Origin of the sequence: Salipiger aestuarii, from assembly GCF_003259905.1 — a bacterium.
Classification (GTDB): Bacteria; Pseudomonadota; Alphaproteobacteria; order Rhodobacterales; family Rhodobacteraceae; genus Salipiger; species Salipiger aestuarii.
On sequence record NZ_QLMG01000074.1, the window covers coordinates 1 to 13803 of the forward strand.

General features: G+C 63.1%; 14 protein-coding genes and 1 pseudogene. 6 read left to right on the top strand and 9 right to left on the bottom strand.

Annotated features, from left to right (window positions below):
* Window positions 1-163: pseudogene (locus ATI53_RS23730) on the top strand (IS3 family transposase); the annotation flags it as partial.
* Here the strand turns inward: ATI53_RS23730 and ATI53_RS24540 are convergent.
* Complete coding sequence (locus tag ATI53_RS24540; protein WP_111551331.1) at window positions 144-581, bottom strand: IS3 family transposase; 438 nt, start codon at window positions 579-581, stop codon at window positions 144-146. The pseudogene ATI53_RS23730 and the gene ATI53_RS24540 overlap by 20 nt on opposite strands.
* A gap of 203 nt (window positions 582-784) precedes the next feature.
* On the opposite strand from ATI53_RS24540, the gene ATI53_RS21300 reads away from it, so the two are divergent.
* Window positions 785-1495 carry a hypothetical protein gene (locus ATI53_RS21300; protein ID WP_111551332.1) on the top strand — a complete coding sequence of 237 codons (711 nt, stop codon included), beginning with the start codon at window positions 785-787 and terminating at the stop codon, window positions 1493-1495.
* Here the strand turns inward: ATI53_RS21300 and ATI53_RS21305 are convergent.
* From ATI53_RS21305 to ATI53_RS21325, 5 genes are all read right to left on the bottom strand, one after another.
* On the bottom strand, window positions 1492-2076 hold the full coding sequence (locus ATI53_RS21305) for an exopolysaccharide biosynthesis protein (RefSeq protein WP_111551333.1): 585 nt from the start codon (window positions 2074-2076) through the stop codon (window positions 1492-1494). The genes ATI53_RS21300 and ATI53_RS21305 overlap by 4 nt on opposite strands.
* 206 nt (window positions 2077-2282) lie before the next feature.
* Window positions 2283-3296 (bottom strand): glycosyltransferase family 2 protein, encoded by a 1014-nt coding sequence (locus ATI53_RS21310; RefSeq protein ID WP_009506389.1) that lies wholly within the window; start codon window positions 3294-3296, stop codon window positions 2283-2285.
* Window positions 3293-3850 carry a class I SAM-dependent methyltransferase gene (locus ATI53_RS21315; protein WP_009506391.1) on the bottom strand — a complete coding sequence of 186 codons (558 nt, stop codon included), beginning with the start codon at window positions 3848-3850 and terminating at the stop codon, window positions 3293-3295. The genes ATI53_RS21310 and ATI53_RS21315 overlap by 4 nt, the downstream gene beginning before the upstream one ends.
* Entirely contained in the window at window positions 3847-4575 is a 729-nt protein-coding gene (locus tag ATI53_RS21320) for a PIG-L deacetylase family protein (protein ID WP_111551334.1), read from the bottom strand. Before ATI53_RS21320 ends, ATI53_RS21315 begins: the two co-directional genes overlap by 4 nt.
* A complete protein-coding gene (locus tag ATI53_RS21325; RefSeq protein WP_240778656.1) occupies window positions 4562-5635 on the bottom strand; it encodes an acyl-CoA dehydrogenase family protein in 1074 nt (357 codons plus the stop codon). The genes ATI53_RS21320 and ATI53_RS21325 overlap by 14 nt, the downstream gene beginning before the upstream one ends.
* A 235-nt stretch (window positions 5636-5870) precedes the next feature.
* Between ATI53_RS21325 and ATI53_RS21330 the strand changes: the two genes are divergently transcribed.
* Both ATI53_RS21330 and ATI53_RS21335 read left to right on the top strand, forming a co-directional pair.
* Window positions 5871-6725, top strand: a complete 855-nt coding sequence (locus tag ATI53_RS21330; protein ID WP_009506395.1) for an SDR family oxidoreductase — start codon at window positions 5871-5873, stop codon at window positions 6723-6725.
* Window positions 6722-7957 carry a cytochrome P450 gene (locus ATI53_RS21335; protein WP_111551335.1) on the top strand — a complete coding sequence of 412 codons (1236 nt, stop codon included), beginning with the start codon at window positions 6722-6724 and terminating at the stop codon, window positions 7955-7957. The genes ATI53_RS21330 and ATI53_RS21335 overlap by 4 nt, the downstream gene beginning before the upstream one ends.
* Window positions 7958-8168: 211 nt before the next feature.
* Here the strand turns inward: ATI53_RS21335 and ATI53_RS21340 are convergent, their stop codons facing one another.
* Complete coding sequence (locus tag ATI53_RS21340; RefSeq protein WP_111551336.1) at window positions 8169-8768, bottom strand: TetR/AcrR family transcriptional regulator; 600 nt, start codon at window positions 8766-8768, stop codon at window positions 8169-8171.
* A gap of 141 nt (window positions 8769-8909) precedes the next feature.
* On the opposite strand from ATI53_RS21340, the gene ATI53_RS21345 reads away from it, so the two are divergent.
* On the top strand, window positions 8910-9473 hold the full coding sequence (locus ATI53_RS21345; protein WP_009506398.1) for a carboxymuconolactone decarboxylase family protein: 564 nt from the start codon (window positions 8910-8912) through the stop codon (window positions 9471-9473).
* Window positions 9474-9766: 293 nt separating this feature from the next.
* On the opposite strand, the gene ATI53_RS21350 is transcribed toward ATI53_RS21345, so the two are convergent.
* Together ATI53_RS21350 and ATI53_RS21355 are read right to left on the bottom strand one after the other, a co-directional pair.
* Entirely contained in the window at window positions 9767-10378 is a 612-nt protein-coding gene (locus ATI53_RS21350) for a recombinase family protein (RefSeq protein ID WP_111551337.1), read from the bottom strand.
* Complete coding sequence (locus ATI53_RS21355; protein ID WP_111551338.1) at window positions 10378-10734, bottom strand: cupin domain-containing protein; 357 nt, start codon at window positions 10732-10734, stop codon at window positions 10378-10380. The genes ATI53_RS21350 and ATI53_RS21355 overlap by 1 nt, the downstream gene beginning before the upstream one ends.
* A gap of 134 nt (window positions 10735-10868) precedes the next feature.
* Between ATI53_RS21355 and ATI53_RS21360 the strand changes: the two genes are divergently transcribed.
* On the top strand, window positions 10869-13760 hold the full coding sequence (locus ATI53_RS21360; protein ID WP_111551339.1) for a Tn3 family transposase: 2892 nt from the start codon (window positions 10869-10871) through the stop codon (window positions 13758-13760).
* The last annotated feature ends 43 nt before the right edge of the window (window positions 13761-13803 follow it).

Sequence of the window (13803 nt, forward strand, 5' to 3'; positions counted from 1 at the left end):
GCACATCAAAGAACAATCCCGGCTCAGCCTGGGCGGATTGATGCACCGGACCGGCATCTCCGTTGTCAGAGCGCGCAAACACAAGCTGACGACCGACAACGGCCACAGGTCCAACCTCGCCCCGAAGCGGTTGGATCGCCACTTCACCGCGGATCAGCCAAACCCGTCCAGGTCGCGACGCAGGTGAAACCGCTGCCCCGCAGCATGTCGGGCGCGGGCACGCGAAACCCGTGGTTTGCCTTGTTCTGAGGGCACGGGGCCTTGTTGTCCGGGACCGTCGACCGATGCGGTTTGCCGCGAACGAGGCCTTGAATCCCCCTGTCCTTCATCAACCTTGCCACCGTGCGGCGGGCAACGTCGAAGCCCTCGTGGCGAAGTTGTCGCCAGACCTTGCGGGCACCATAGCCTCGCCAGTTCTCTGCGAAAACATGCCGGATCTCGGGTCGCGGGGGCTCCTCACGGGGGACGCGGCCCGACAGAGGCGCCGGACCGGACCGCGCCGCCAGGCGATCATGGCCGGTGGAAGGGGCGATCGGCAGCACCGCGCAGTTCGGCCTGGTCGCATGCGTTCTCCTGACCATCCGGTGGCGGTGACGTGCTCAGGCAGGTAGCCGTAGAACCAGTGCGATCTGTCCCGGCGCTGTCGGCGATCTCATCGCTCGGTTGAAGATGCAGGTATCATTTCCGACGCCGCCCTGCCGGTCGACGGAACGAAGACGCCGCATGGCGGTTTCGCTGGGAACAGTGTCCGTTTCGGACCCGGCCAAGCAGCAGGACAGACGCCATGTGGGAATGGATGAAGGACAACGTGACGACGCTGCAAGTCGTGGTCAGCGTGGTATCCACAGGTGTGTGGATCGCCTATCTGCATGTTTTTCTGGCAAGCTTCAAACGGCAGACCAGATCCAGCCTGCTTATCACCCGCGCCGGCGGACGGGGCATGGTCGGCCGGTGCATCGTGTCGAACATGGGTTCGGAGCCTGCCTACCTGCTGGATGTTCTGGCGGAATTCGGTGTGGGCGACACGAAGACCACCGTAAGCGTGGTTGACCGGCTCGAACTCTGGGACAAAGCTTCGGATGTGACTACAGGGGTATCCGCCGTCGGGCCGATCGGCAGCGGCGGGTATGTCGACATCGGCAGCTTTGACGACCTGTTCGCGCGGGCGCGCAAACGGCTGTGCAGCACCGACGCGATCCAACGTACAGATGCGCTGAAACTGGTCGCAATTGCAGCGACAAATCAGGCTCGCCACCTCGTTGCCGCCTACCGCAGCTTCGAAATTCACCGGGGGGACGATGGCGCCCAGATCCGTATCATCCCGGTCGAGGTGGAAGCCGTCCAGATCAGATCCCGCCGCATGCGCAAGAAGCTGGTCGGCCTGCTGTCCGAATTGCAGCGCAACGAGGCGCTGGACCGCGACGTGCTGAGCGATGTTGCGCAGGCGCCCGGCGGGTCATTGTCCCGGCGCCAGAGCATCGGCGGGATCGGCTAGACCTGCCAGTAGTACACCGCCACCGGGACCACCGACAGCAGAACCAGTGACAGGATTGCCAGCACCCCGTCGCGTGTCAGCAGACTTGCGGCGAACAGCGCGATAACCGTCGACGCAAGGGAACCGGATGTGGGCACGATCTCCATGAACGGCATGAACAGCGTGAGCGCCAGGATCAGGATCATCGGCAGCCACAGCCACGGGCGGTGAAACAGCCCCGTCAGGCGCGGCTTGAGAAACCGTTCGACAAAGCGGACGGGACGGCGCAGCCAGCGGATGCCCTTGCACAGCTTTTCGCTCGACAGCCGGCGTCGGGTCACCACGTCCGGCAGCCAGACCGACCTGCGGCCCGCCATCATCTGCGCCACCAGAATGAACACCAGAACCGCCACCATCGCGGTGACCCCCGGAATGGCACTGGCGGGTGAGGTGGAGATCAGCGAAAACACCAGCATCAGCGATGCAAAGGACGACCCCCCGAGGGTGTCGACCACATCCGCCACAGCGATCTCATCCCCCTGCACCGTCGCTTCGAGCTCATCGAGAACTTCGCTGATGGCGTGGGTCTGGGGTTCGGACATGACAGGCCTCTCACGACTGTGGCGGCGCCCGGAGCGCCGGTGCCGGTGGAACTGGGGCGGATGCACCGCTCAAGGAAACTGGCCAGGATCCTGCCGCGACGGCGTGCAGGGGCGGGCCCGCCTGGCAAACCACTGGCTTCAGACAGGGAAACAACCGAACGACAAGGAAGTTCCGGACTGTTCGAGACGTCCATGCCCCATGCATGTCAGTCATGCCGCTGGGGGATGGGGTGCCCGGCACGTTGCCAAACCGCGGCAAGATGGCGCCTGCGGCTGTCGGTGCAAGTCAGGCCGCGCAGCTGTTCCACGCAATCGCGCAGCTGGGGCAGGTCTTGCGCGACCCGCAAGAGCGTCATCGGACGATCTTGCGGGTCATACCCCAGATGCCCGGCCACCATCGCCTTGAAAGACGTCAGCGCGCTGTCGACGGTGCAATTGCCGGATTTCGATCGGGCGCGGATCTGATCGGCCATGCCACCCGGCGCGCGTCCCATCGTCCGCATCGAGGCGGTGATGACAGCCAGGTCGGCGCGAACGGGTTGCAACCCGGCGCGCGTGGCACGGGCGACGATATCGCGGTCCTCTCCGCTCTCCAACGCGCGGTACCCCCCGATCCAAAGGTAGGCCGCGCGGCGGAACCCCAGATTTGCGCCTCCGGCGGTGTTCAGCCCGATGCCATCCGGCCCGACCGGGTCAATCAGCCGTGCGAATTCCATCGCAAGGTCGCTGAATTCGGTTTCCAGCTGCTGACGCCGCAGGAACCGTCGCGAAAAGGCGGCAAGTTCGTTTTCCGCCACGCAGATGCGCCCCAACACGACGGGCGCGCGCTGCAACGCGGTTTCGATCTGCACTTGCCAGTCGGGCGCTGGCAGACAATCGGCATCGGTCGACAGGATGGACCGGGCGCGCGGGGCTGCTCGCAGCGCGATCCGGTGGCCCAGCCGGCGCGCACGTCCGACGCCACCGCGCGGGTAATGTGCCTCGATCACGATCAGCGGCCAGCGCGCGGCGCGGGCCCGCTGCAACGCAATATGGGCCGTCGCATCCCTGGTGTTGTTGACGCACAGCACGATACCCGCGGGATTTCGCGTCTGTTGCCCGAACAGATTGTCAAGACAAGCCGCGATGTGGTCCTGTTCGTCGCGGGCGGGGACGACGACAACGGTGTCGAGGGTTGCAAAGGCATCCTCCTGCACGGCGGTCACGTTCAGCCGTGTCACGGCAAGACATCCGTGCGGTCAATTCGGTAGGGAACGCCGGTCTTGACACAGTGCAATTCTCGCATGCTGGCGGCGCGGAACAGGGCCAGCGCCTCGGCGCCCTGCAGGGCGTTGCCGCTTGGGCCAAGCCAGGTGACACAAAGCAGACAAGCGCGGGGCCAGCGGCGGTCGATCTGCGTGGCGATTGACCGGATGCCGTCCCGGTCAAGGAAATACAGGATCTCGGACAGTATAATCAGATCGTACCGGCCATCGGGCAGATCGGCAGGCAGGAAAACCTGTTCGAACCGGCCCCGGGGCACGGCCCGCCTTGCGGCCTGCAAGGCGATCTCGACCGCGTCGACCCCGGTATACTGCGCGCATAACGGCGCAAGATGGCGCGCCAGTTCACCGTTGCCGCACCCCAGTTCAAGGGCCGACCCATAGCGTTGCCGCGACAATGCGGCGCGAGTGGCGCGGAATTTTTCCTGTTCATAGGGGCTGCTGCGGAAACGCCACGGATCGTCGCCCCTGGCGTAAATCGCGCCCAGACGGGTGGAATCCACCGCGGTCATGCGAGCGTGCCCTCAAAGTACAGCTCGTCGGCGTCCACGAACATCCGGACGAATTCGGGATCAAGGACAAAACCCGCCGCATCGTCGGTGAACACCTGGCCATGCTGACTGCGATGCGCGGCGATGGCGCGGGCCTTGCGCCGGCGCACCGGCGTCGTATCCAGCCGGTATTCATCCATTCCCACCAGCCCGGTTCTGAAATCGGGCTGTTTCCAGCGCGACCACACCGGATAATAAAACAACCGCGCACGGGTCAGTCGCGCGCAAAGGCGGGCGATTTCCGCAGTGGCCTGATGATCGCAATGCGGGTCGGTGGGTGCGGTGGCAAACAGCGTGCGCGCGCCCAGCCGGGAAAGCTGTCGGGCGATTGTGCGCGCGATCGACAGCACCGGCATCGCCGGATCGCCCATCCCGGCGTCGGGCAGTCCGAGGCGTGTCACATCCGAACTGCGCCCGCCCAGTTCATGGATCGCGGTGTCAAGCTCCCGGGCGCGCTGCGCCGCGCGTTCGGCGCCGGTCCAGAGCCTGGAGCCGGGATGGGAACCCGCGCCATCGGTCATCAGCACAACATGGGCGCCGTCACCGGCGAAGGCATGGGCAAGCAAGCCACCGCAGCCCAGCGATTCATCGTCCGGGTGCGGCGCCAGCACGACAATCGGGCGCTGCCCGGTCAACGCGTCGGCCGTCACCCGCTGCGCGCGCGACACCGGTTCAGTCATGGTCATCAAGCCACTCCGACATGCCGCCGGCCCCCTCCAGCATCGCCGATCCCGCTTGCAGAAGAAACGCATCGCGGCGGGCCTGGCGCAGATAACACGCAAGATCGCGGGCATGCCGCCCGGTCGTGTCGTCGTCGGCAAACATCGACAGGCCGACAGACCGCTCTGCCGCCCGGATGCAGTCCTGCCCCAGCTCTTCGCTGAGCAGCCGCATGGAAACGGACAGCACCGCGGCCCGGTCCGGATGCGACGCCCCCTCGGGCCCGGTCGAAATTTGCGCGGCCCGCAATATCGCAGGCCAGGCAGAGACGATCCGCAGCGCGACAGGGGCCAGACGCAGCATATGCGCCTCGGCGCCGATCTGATCGCGCGCGCGCAGCACATCCGCGCAGCGATCCAGAAGTCCAACGGCACCGCCAAGCGCCACCGCCGCGATGCGCCATGTGCCTCCGACGAAATGGGGTTCGGCGGTGTAGCATCCCAACGGGCCAAGCGGCTCACCGCGCAAGCCGCCGCAATCGAACCGCCCGGACCTGGATGCCTGCATGCCGCTCATGTTCCAGGCGGCAAGATCGTGTCGTGCAGGATCGGTGGCATCCACCACGTACAGCCGTTGGGTTTCGCCCCGGCCCACGGTGACAATCGCCCTGTCTACGACCCCCAGCCCGGACGCAAAGCATTTGACTCCGTGCATCTGCCCTTCCCGGACACAGACCGGCGGCGTGGCATCGGCGCCCCAGACACCATAGAGCATGCCGGCGTCCAGGTCCGCGCGCAGCCGCAGGCGGGCGTGGTCGTCGCCATGGACGTCGATCAGATGGATCGCGTTGACATGCCCTTCCAGCAGCCGGGCCAGCGACAGGTCGATCTTGCCCGTATCGCGCAGCCGCCGCGCCAGGGCACGGGGGGCGCACGCGTCGATCCCGGCGGCGGCGTCGCGCACCCGGGCCCTTGTCGGACCGGGCGCGGCGTCTTCGGCGGATGTCAGGCCGGGCCGGGCCCTTGTAGCAAAACGACCGGCTGTCCGGTCGGCGTCCGCGCCAGGATGCGTGGAAGAGTCCCTCATCGACGACACTTGCAGCGCCTCCCTGTGCAAAGTTGCGACGAAACGTCGCCGGTTAAACATCGGGTGTATCGGGAAAGTTCCCGCGCGGCGGCGTCAGCCGTCGACCGGCCATCGAAACGGGGCCGTTCCCGCACGGTGGGCAAGAACCCGCTGTGCGCGCCATCGCCGTGGAACGACCCGCGCCACGGCGGGTTTCTGACGTAATCCCGTAATCTCAACGACCGGAGAGCTTGACATGGCACACCCCCGTCCTCCGTTTCCAGAACAGACCCAGGATCTGCCCGGCGCCGCCCGCGACATGCGGCCCGTGCCGGATCACGGCGAAGACAGCTATCGCGGCTCCGGGCGCCTGGCCGGACTGGCCGCGCTTGTCACCGGCGCCGACAGCGGCATAGGCCGCGCCGTCGCGCTCGCCTACGCCCGCGAGGGCGCCGATGTCGCCATTTCCTATCTGTCCGAAACCGAAGAGGCCGATCAGACCCGCGCCCTGGTCGAAGAGGCCGGGCAGCGCGCGCTTGTGCTGCCCGGTGACATCCAGTCCGCCGACCATTGCCGCGACATCGTTTCGCGCACAAGGGATGCCTTCGGGCGGCTGGACATTCTGGTCAACAACGCCGCCCATCAGATGCATTTCGACCGCTTCGAAGACATTTCCGACGAGGAATGGGAACTGACCTTCCGCACCAACATCTTTGCGATGTTCTATCTTTCCAAGGCGGCGGTGCCGCTGATGGCGGACGGCGCGGCGATCATCAACACCGCGTCGGTCAATTCCGACATGCCCAACCCCGGCCTTCTGGCCTATGCCAGCACCAAGGGCGCGATCCAGAACTTTTCGGCCGGGCTGGCGCAGTCGCTGGGGCCGCGCGGCATCCGGGTGAACTGCGTGGCGCCGGGGCCGGTCTGGACCCCGCTGATCCCCGCCACGATGCCCGCTGACAGCGTGGCCAATTTCGGCGCGAACTACCCCATGGGCCGCCCGGCCCAGCCCGCCGAGCTTGCGCCCGCCTATGTGATGCTTGCGGATCCCGCGTCAAGCTATACGTCTGGGGCGACCATCGCCGTCACGGGTGGAAAGCCGATCATATGACCCCCGCCGCGCTGCCTGCGGACAAGGCGTTCGATTCCACCCTTGCGCTGCTGCGCGAGGGGTATCGTTTCATTCCCGAACGCTGCGCGCGACTGGGATCGGACGCCTTCCGCGCCCGGATCATGGGGCGCAAGGTGATCTGCATGACCGGGCCTCGCGGGATCAGGCTGCTTTACGGGGCCGGGGGTTTGACGCGGCAGGGCGCCCTGCCGCCGACGGTGCTGCGGCTGTTGCAGGACAAGGGCAGCGTGCAGCAGATGGAAGGCGCCGCGCATCGCCACCGCAAGGCGCTGTTCATGACGCTTCTCATGCAGGAGGGTGCCGCCGAACAGCTTGCTTCCGACTTTGCCCGGACCTGGGCGCAGGACCTTCTGGCGCAGGGCGAAACCTGCGTGCTGGACAGCGCCAGCGACACGCTTGCCGGCGTGGTCTGCGCCTGGGCGGGGTTCGGTCCGCAAATCAGCCAGGACCCGCGCCTGCGCAAGACGCTGTACGAGATGAGCGCGCGCACCGGCTCGGTCGGGCCGGGGGTGATTGCTGCCCTGATGCGGCGGCGCGGTGTCGAACGGCGCTTGGCCGCTGCCCTCGCCGATGTGCCCAGCGGCAGCCCCGCGCGGAGGATCGCGGCATTTAGGGAAGACGGCGCGCCCCTGCCGCCCGAGGTTGCCGTGGTCGAGATCCTCAATCTGCTTCGCCCGGTGGTCGCGGTGGGGCGCTGGATCGCCTATGCCGCGCGCATTCTGGCGTTGGAACCCGATTGGCGCAGGGCGCTTGCAACCGCCGATACGGCATCGGCGGCGCAATTTTGCGAAGAGGTGCGCCGCGTGTCACCGTTCTTCCCGATGACCGGGGCCATCACCACGAAACCTCTTTGCCACGAAGGGCTGGATCTGCCACGGGGGCAGTGGGTGCTGGCCGACTTGTGGGGCACATTGCACGACAAGAACGCCTTTCCGCTTCCCGAACAGTTTCACCCCGGCAGACAGCTAAGCTGGCGCAACCCGGGCGCGTGTTTCGTGCCACACGGAGGCGGCGACACGGCGACCACCCATCGTTGTCCCGGCGAAAAAGTCACTGTCGCGTTGATGGTGTCGGCGATGCAGGTCCTGTGCCGCGCCGTGACCTGGGACGTTCCCGTGCAAGACCTTGGCGTGGCGCTTGACCGGATCCCCGCGGCGCCCGCCAGCGGGGTACGTCTCATCCAACTGCGCGCCAGAGGCGATGGGGCTTAGCGCGGACGCCGGGCACTGACCGGCCCCCAGCCATACGTTACCCCCCGAGATTTGCGCCTCCCCGGATTTGCGCCTCGCGGGAACGATGGCCCAGAACCGTGGCACCGCCACGAACCGCTTTCCAGTCACGGGCAGGCGATCGTCGACCATGCCGCCCGTCGATCGCCGGAATGCGCACCGAAACCGCAAGAGCGCCCGCGGTTGTATCGCATCACTCCCGGCTCCGGGCCGCGCGTCCGATTTCCGCGGCCAGATCCTCGCAAAGCTCGCGCATTCGTCCCGCATCGGTTTCGCGCTGCGCCTGCACCTTCAGACCGAAGATATAGGTCTGGATACGGCGGGCAAGCCGGCCGGCGTCGGCGTCGGCGGGCAACTCGCCGCTGGCCTTCGCACCCTCCAGCGCGGCCCCGATGCCCTGTTCCACCCGGTCAAGATGCGCCGTGATGAAGGCGCGCAATTCCCCGTCCTGTGGAACCTCCAGCAAGGATTTCACCATCATGCAGGCGGTCGAGGGCCGGTCACAGGGCCTTAGCTCTGCGAGGCCGCGAAGATGCCCCTGCAAGGCCGCCAGCGGCGACGGTCCCTTCGCGATCAGCGCCTGCATCTCTGCGGCCATACGCGCGGCGTAGCGATCAATGGTCGTGCGAAACAAGGTCTCCTTGCTCTGGAACGCGGCGTAGATCGAGCCGGGCTTCATGTTCAGAGCGCTCTCAAGATCCTTGAGCGACGTGGCGTGATAGCCCTTTGTCCAGAAAAGGGTCATCGCCGCCTCAAGAGCGGCTTCGCGGTCGTATGAAGCCGTGCGTGCCATGTGGATGATTCTGGGCCTTTGGGGATCGCGGCGCAATGGTATCACGAAAAGTTTTGAGCGATTGCTCAACAATATACTTGAGCGATTGCTCAATAATGGTCAGGTTGGCGCCATCACGCCCCCAACCCGAAAGGCAAGACCGTGTCCAAGTTCGAAAAACTCGACGAAACAACCGCCCCCGAAGCCGCCGTGCCCCTGATCGAGAAATCCAAGGCCGCCTTCGGCCGCCTGCCCGGTCTGCATGCCGTGATGGCGCGCGCGCCCGCGCTGCTGGATGGCTATCAGGTGCTGCATGGCCTGTTTGCCCAGAAAACCTCGTTCGACGCCGAGGAAAAGACCGTGGTCTGGCAGGCGATCAACGTCTACCACGAATGCCATTACTGCGTTCCGGCCCACACCGGCATCGCCAAGGCGATGAAGGTGGATGATGCGATCTCGGACGCGCTGCGCGACGAAACCCCGCTGCCGACCCCCAGGCTGGAGGCCCTGCGCACCTTCACGCTGGTGATGGCCGACAGCCGCGGCAACCCCACCGAGGCCGATCTCGAAGCGTTCTACGCCGCCGGCTATGGCGAGCAGCAGGTGCTGGAAATCGTGCTCGGTCTCGCGCAGAAGGTGATGAGCAACTATACCAACCACCTGGCAGAAACCCCTGTGGACGCACCGATGCAGCAATTCGCCTGGACGCCGAAGTCCAGGCGCTGAAACCGCGGCTGCGGCGGTAACTCCCTGCCGCCGGGCCATTGCGCCGGCGCGATCATACGTTGCAGGCCTGGTGCGCTACGTCCGTGGCCTGCGCCTGCAACGGCGGGCGCTCGCTGGTTCGGGGGAATCACGATGCGTGACGATCACCCCCAGGTAGGCCTTGCGCCACGCGGCGTCGCACGCCCCGGAGGCCAAGGTCGAGCATACTTCGAATGCCCGCACTCGGGGAGGCTCGACATCTCCAAACACCGGCCCAAGGTGGGGTAGATTCCTGCTGAGTGCAGGATAGTACGTTAAGCCCCCAAGACATGTCTGCCGTAGTCTCGTAGATTACCGTTGGGGTCGACGTATCGGTAGAGGGTGACGGGTTTTACGCCAAGTTCTGTACATAGCTCAGAAACCGATGTGTCTCGGCTTGCCATTGCTGCCTGGGCCATGCGGACCTGTGCTTTTGTCAGTGCGAATTTTCGGCCACCTTTTCGACCTCTAGCGCGCGCTGCCTGAAGACCGGCCATGGTGCGTTCCCGGATCAGTTCGCTTTCGAATTCAGCCAACGCGGCAAAGATGCCAAACGACAGGCGGCCCGCTGCGGTCGTCGTGTCGATTTGCGCTCCCTGACCAGTGATGACTTTCAGGCCAACGCCGCGCTCTGATAGCATGGTTGTCGTTTTCACCAAATGGTTCAGGCTGCGACCCATCCGATCCAGTTTCCAGATCACCAGAACGTCGCCTGAACGCAAGGCCTTCAGACAGGCTTCGAGACCGGGGCGATTATCTTTCTTGCCTGACGCTTGATCGGAATAGATTTGATCATTGGCGACACCGGCAGCGGCAAGTGCATCCCTTTGCAGATCAAGCGACTGGCTACCGTCCGCCTTGGAGACGCGGGCATATCCAATCAACATCAGATTTCGACTTTCTCCGCTGCTGTGTCAGTATCGCCTGTGTTCGGCGTCCCTTTGGGTTCAATCAGCAAAATATGGGCTTCTTCCTGAGCAACTGGCCGATGCTGAACACCCTTCGGCACGACGTACAGCTCGCCCGGCTTTAGGGTGACATTCCCCTGTTCCATTTCAATCGTCACGATGCCATCCAGGACAAGAAAAAAGTCATCGGTGTCGTCATGGGTATGCCAAACGAATTCCCCTTGAACTTTTACTACCATCACATCGTGTCCGTTGAACTGGGAAACGATTTTTGGTGACCAATACTCAGCAAATGTGCTGAGCTTGTCGGCGAGATTCACGGCTTTTGCGGTCATGTGTTGTTTTCCCTGTTTCACAAACGAACGTTTGTGATGTGTCGAGGATCTCCGAGCTTTCTTCCGCCCATTATATTCCTTAATTCATATCACAATCATCAATAAACAAACCCTCCATAGAAAGCAAAAGAAACATGGCGCATCGCACCATCCTAACCGAGCGCCAGCGTTCGGCACTTTTCGACCTGCCTGCCGACGAAGCATCGCTTCTTCAGCATTACATTCTGGCGGACGACGATATGGAAATCATTCGCTCGCGCCGCCGCGCCCGCAATCAATTTGGCTTTGCGCTTCAGTTGTGTGCCCTTAGGTTTCCGGGGCGGTTGTTGACACCGGGAGAAACGATCCCGGAGTCGGTAACGAAATTCCTGGCGGCCCAGCTTGGTCTGAACCCCGGTGACCTGATCGATTATGCACATCGGGCGGAAACGAGACGCGAGCATCTTATCGATCTTCGATCAATTTACGGCTATCGGATGTTCTCTGGCCGTGGCGCACGCGATCTGAAGGCATGGCTTGAACAGCAAGCTGAGACGACCCACTCGAACAAAGATTTGGCCCGAAAGTTTGTCGAGGAATGTCGCCGCAACCAGACGATCCTGCCGGGTGTGTCTGTCATCGAGCGACTGTGTGCTGATGCGCTTGTTGCTGCCGAACGTCGAATTGAAAGCCGTATCGTAGATCGGCTCAGCAATGAGGTGAGGAAACTGCTGGACGGCTTGCTGACAGAAATGGTCGATGGCACTGTCAGCCGGTTCGTTTGGCTACGTCAGTTTGAGGTGGGCAATAACTCGGCGGGTGCATCCCGGCTTCTGGACAGGCTGGAATGCTTGCTGGCACTGGGATTGTCACCCTATATCCTGGACGACATCCCCCCACACCGGGTCACTCGGCTGCGCCATCAGGGGGAACGGTATTTTGCCGATGGTCTGCGCGATGTCACCAGCGACCGGCGGCTTGCTATTCTTGCCGTCTGTGCAGTGGAATGGCACGCGGCCATTGCTGATGCGGTGGTTGAAACCCACGATCGGATTGTTGGGAAGACCTGGCGTGATGCCAAGAAAATCTGTGACGCGCGGGTCGCGGATGCAAAGTCGGCCGTTCATGATACATTGCACTCATTCAAATCACTGGGCGCTGCCCTTCTGGAAGCCAAGGGGGATGGGGCATCACTTGATATAGCCACCGAAACCGCCTGTGGGTGGCACCAGCTCGAAGGGCTTGTTGCGACTGCGGCCAAGCTGACTGACACAATGGCCGCTGACCCTCTGAGCCATGTTGCTCAGGGCTTTCATCGGTTCCGGCGTTATGCGCCGCGCATGTTGCGCGCGCTTGAGGTACACGCAGCACCCGTGGCCGAGCCATTGTTGGCGGCAGCAACTATCATCGAAAATGACCAAAACTCTGAGCTTCAGCCCGTTGTTTTTCTACGTCGCGGATCAAAATGGCACCGTCATCTCAATACCTGTGACGAGGACAAGCATCGTCTGTGGGAGGTGGCTGTCATGTTCCACCTGCGAGATGCTTTCCGATCAGGCGATATCTGGCTCGCTCATTCCCGGCGCTATGCCGATCTGAAGCAAGCCCTTGTTCCAATTGAAGCCGCAAAGGCAACACCCAGACTGACCCTTCCGTTCGAACCGGGCGCTTGGATTGCGGATCGCAAAGCACGGCTCGCAGACGGGCTTGCACGCTTGGCCAAAGCCGCCAGAAACGGGTCAATCCCTGGCGGTTCCATCGAAAACGGCGTGCTCAAAATTGATCGGTTAAGTTCCGCTGTACCAAAGGAAGCGGACGAATTGGTGCTCGATCTCTATCATCGACTCCCAGTCGTCCGCATTACCGATCTCTTGCTGGAAGTTGATAATGACATCGGCTTCCCCGACGCCTTTACGCATTTGCGCACCGGTTCGCCCTGCAAGGATCGTGTCGGACTGTTGAATGTATTGCTGGCCGAAGGGGTGAACCTCGGTCTGAGCAAGATGGCTGAGGCAACCCACACACATAACTTCTTCCAGCTCTCGCGTCTTTCCAGTTGGCACATAGAAAGCGACGCTATCAATCGCGCCCTGGCCATGGTTATCAGCGCGCAATCAGGCTTGCCGATGGCCGCACATTGGGGTGGCAACGTCACCGCTTCAAGCGATGGTCAGTTCTTCCCGGCAGCACGCCACGGCGAGGCAATGAATCTCATCAACGCAAAATACGGTTCCGATCCAGGCCTGAAAGCCTATACCCACGTCTCCGATCAATTCGGCCCGTTCGCGACCCAGAACATTCCGTCGACGGTGAACGAGGCACCCTATATCCTGGACGGCTTGTTGATGAACGACACAGGCCGCAAGATCAAAGAGCAATATGCTGATACCGGCGGATTCACCGACCTCGTTTTTGCGGCCACTTCACTGTTGTCCTATCGCTTCATTCCACGTATCCGCGATCTGCCATCCACACGGCTCTACCTGTTCGATCCGGCTGCTGCCCCGAAAGAACTGCGCGGTTTGGTTGGCGGCAAAATCAGGGAAGGTCTGATTGTTCAAAACTGGCCAGACATCTTGCGTGCCGTGGCCACCATTACGGCTGGCATCATGCCACCCAGCCAGTTGCTAAAAAAATTCGCATCCTACCCGCGTCAGCACGAGTTGGCCCTTGCCCTGCGCGAGATTGGCCGCATCGAACGTACACTCTTCATTATCGAATGGTTGCTCGACGCCGACATGCAGCGTCGGGCGCAGATTGGTTTGAATAAGGGCGAGGCACATCATGCCCTGAAAAACGCCCTGCGAATTGGCCGCCAAGGCGAAATACGGGATCGCACCAGCGAAGGCCAACACTATCGAATGGCGGGGCTGAACCTCCTGGCGGCAATTATTATCTACTGGAACACCAAGCACCTCGGCCAAGCCGTCACAGCCCGAAAACGCGCCGGTCTCAACTGTTCACCGGGACTTCTGTCGCACATCTCACCACTCGGATGGGCGCATATCCTGCTCACGGGCGAGTACAGATGGAAAAATCGGCGATGACCAGCCTTAACGTACTATTCTGCACTCAGCAGGAATCTACCCC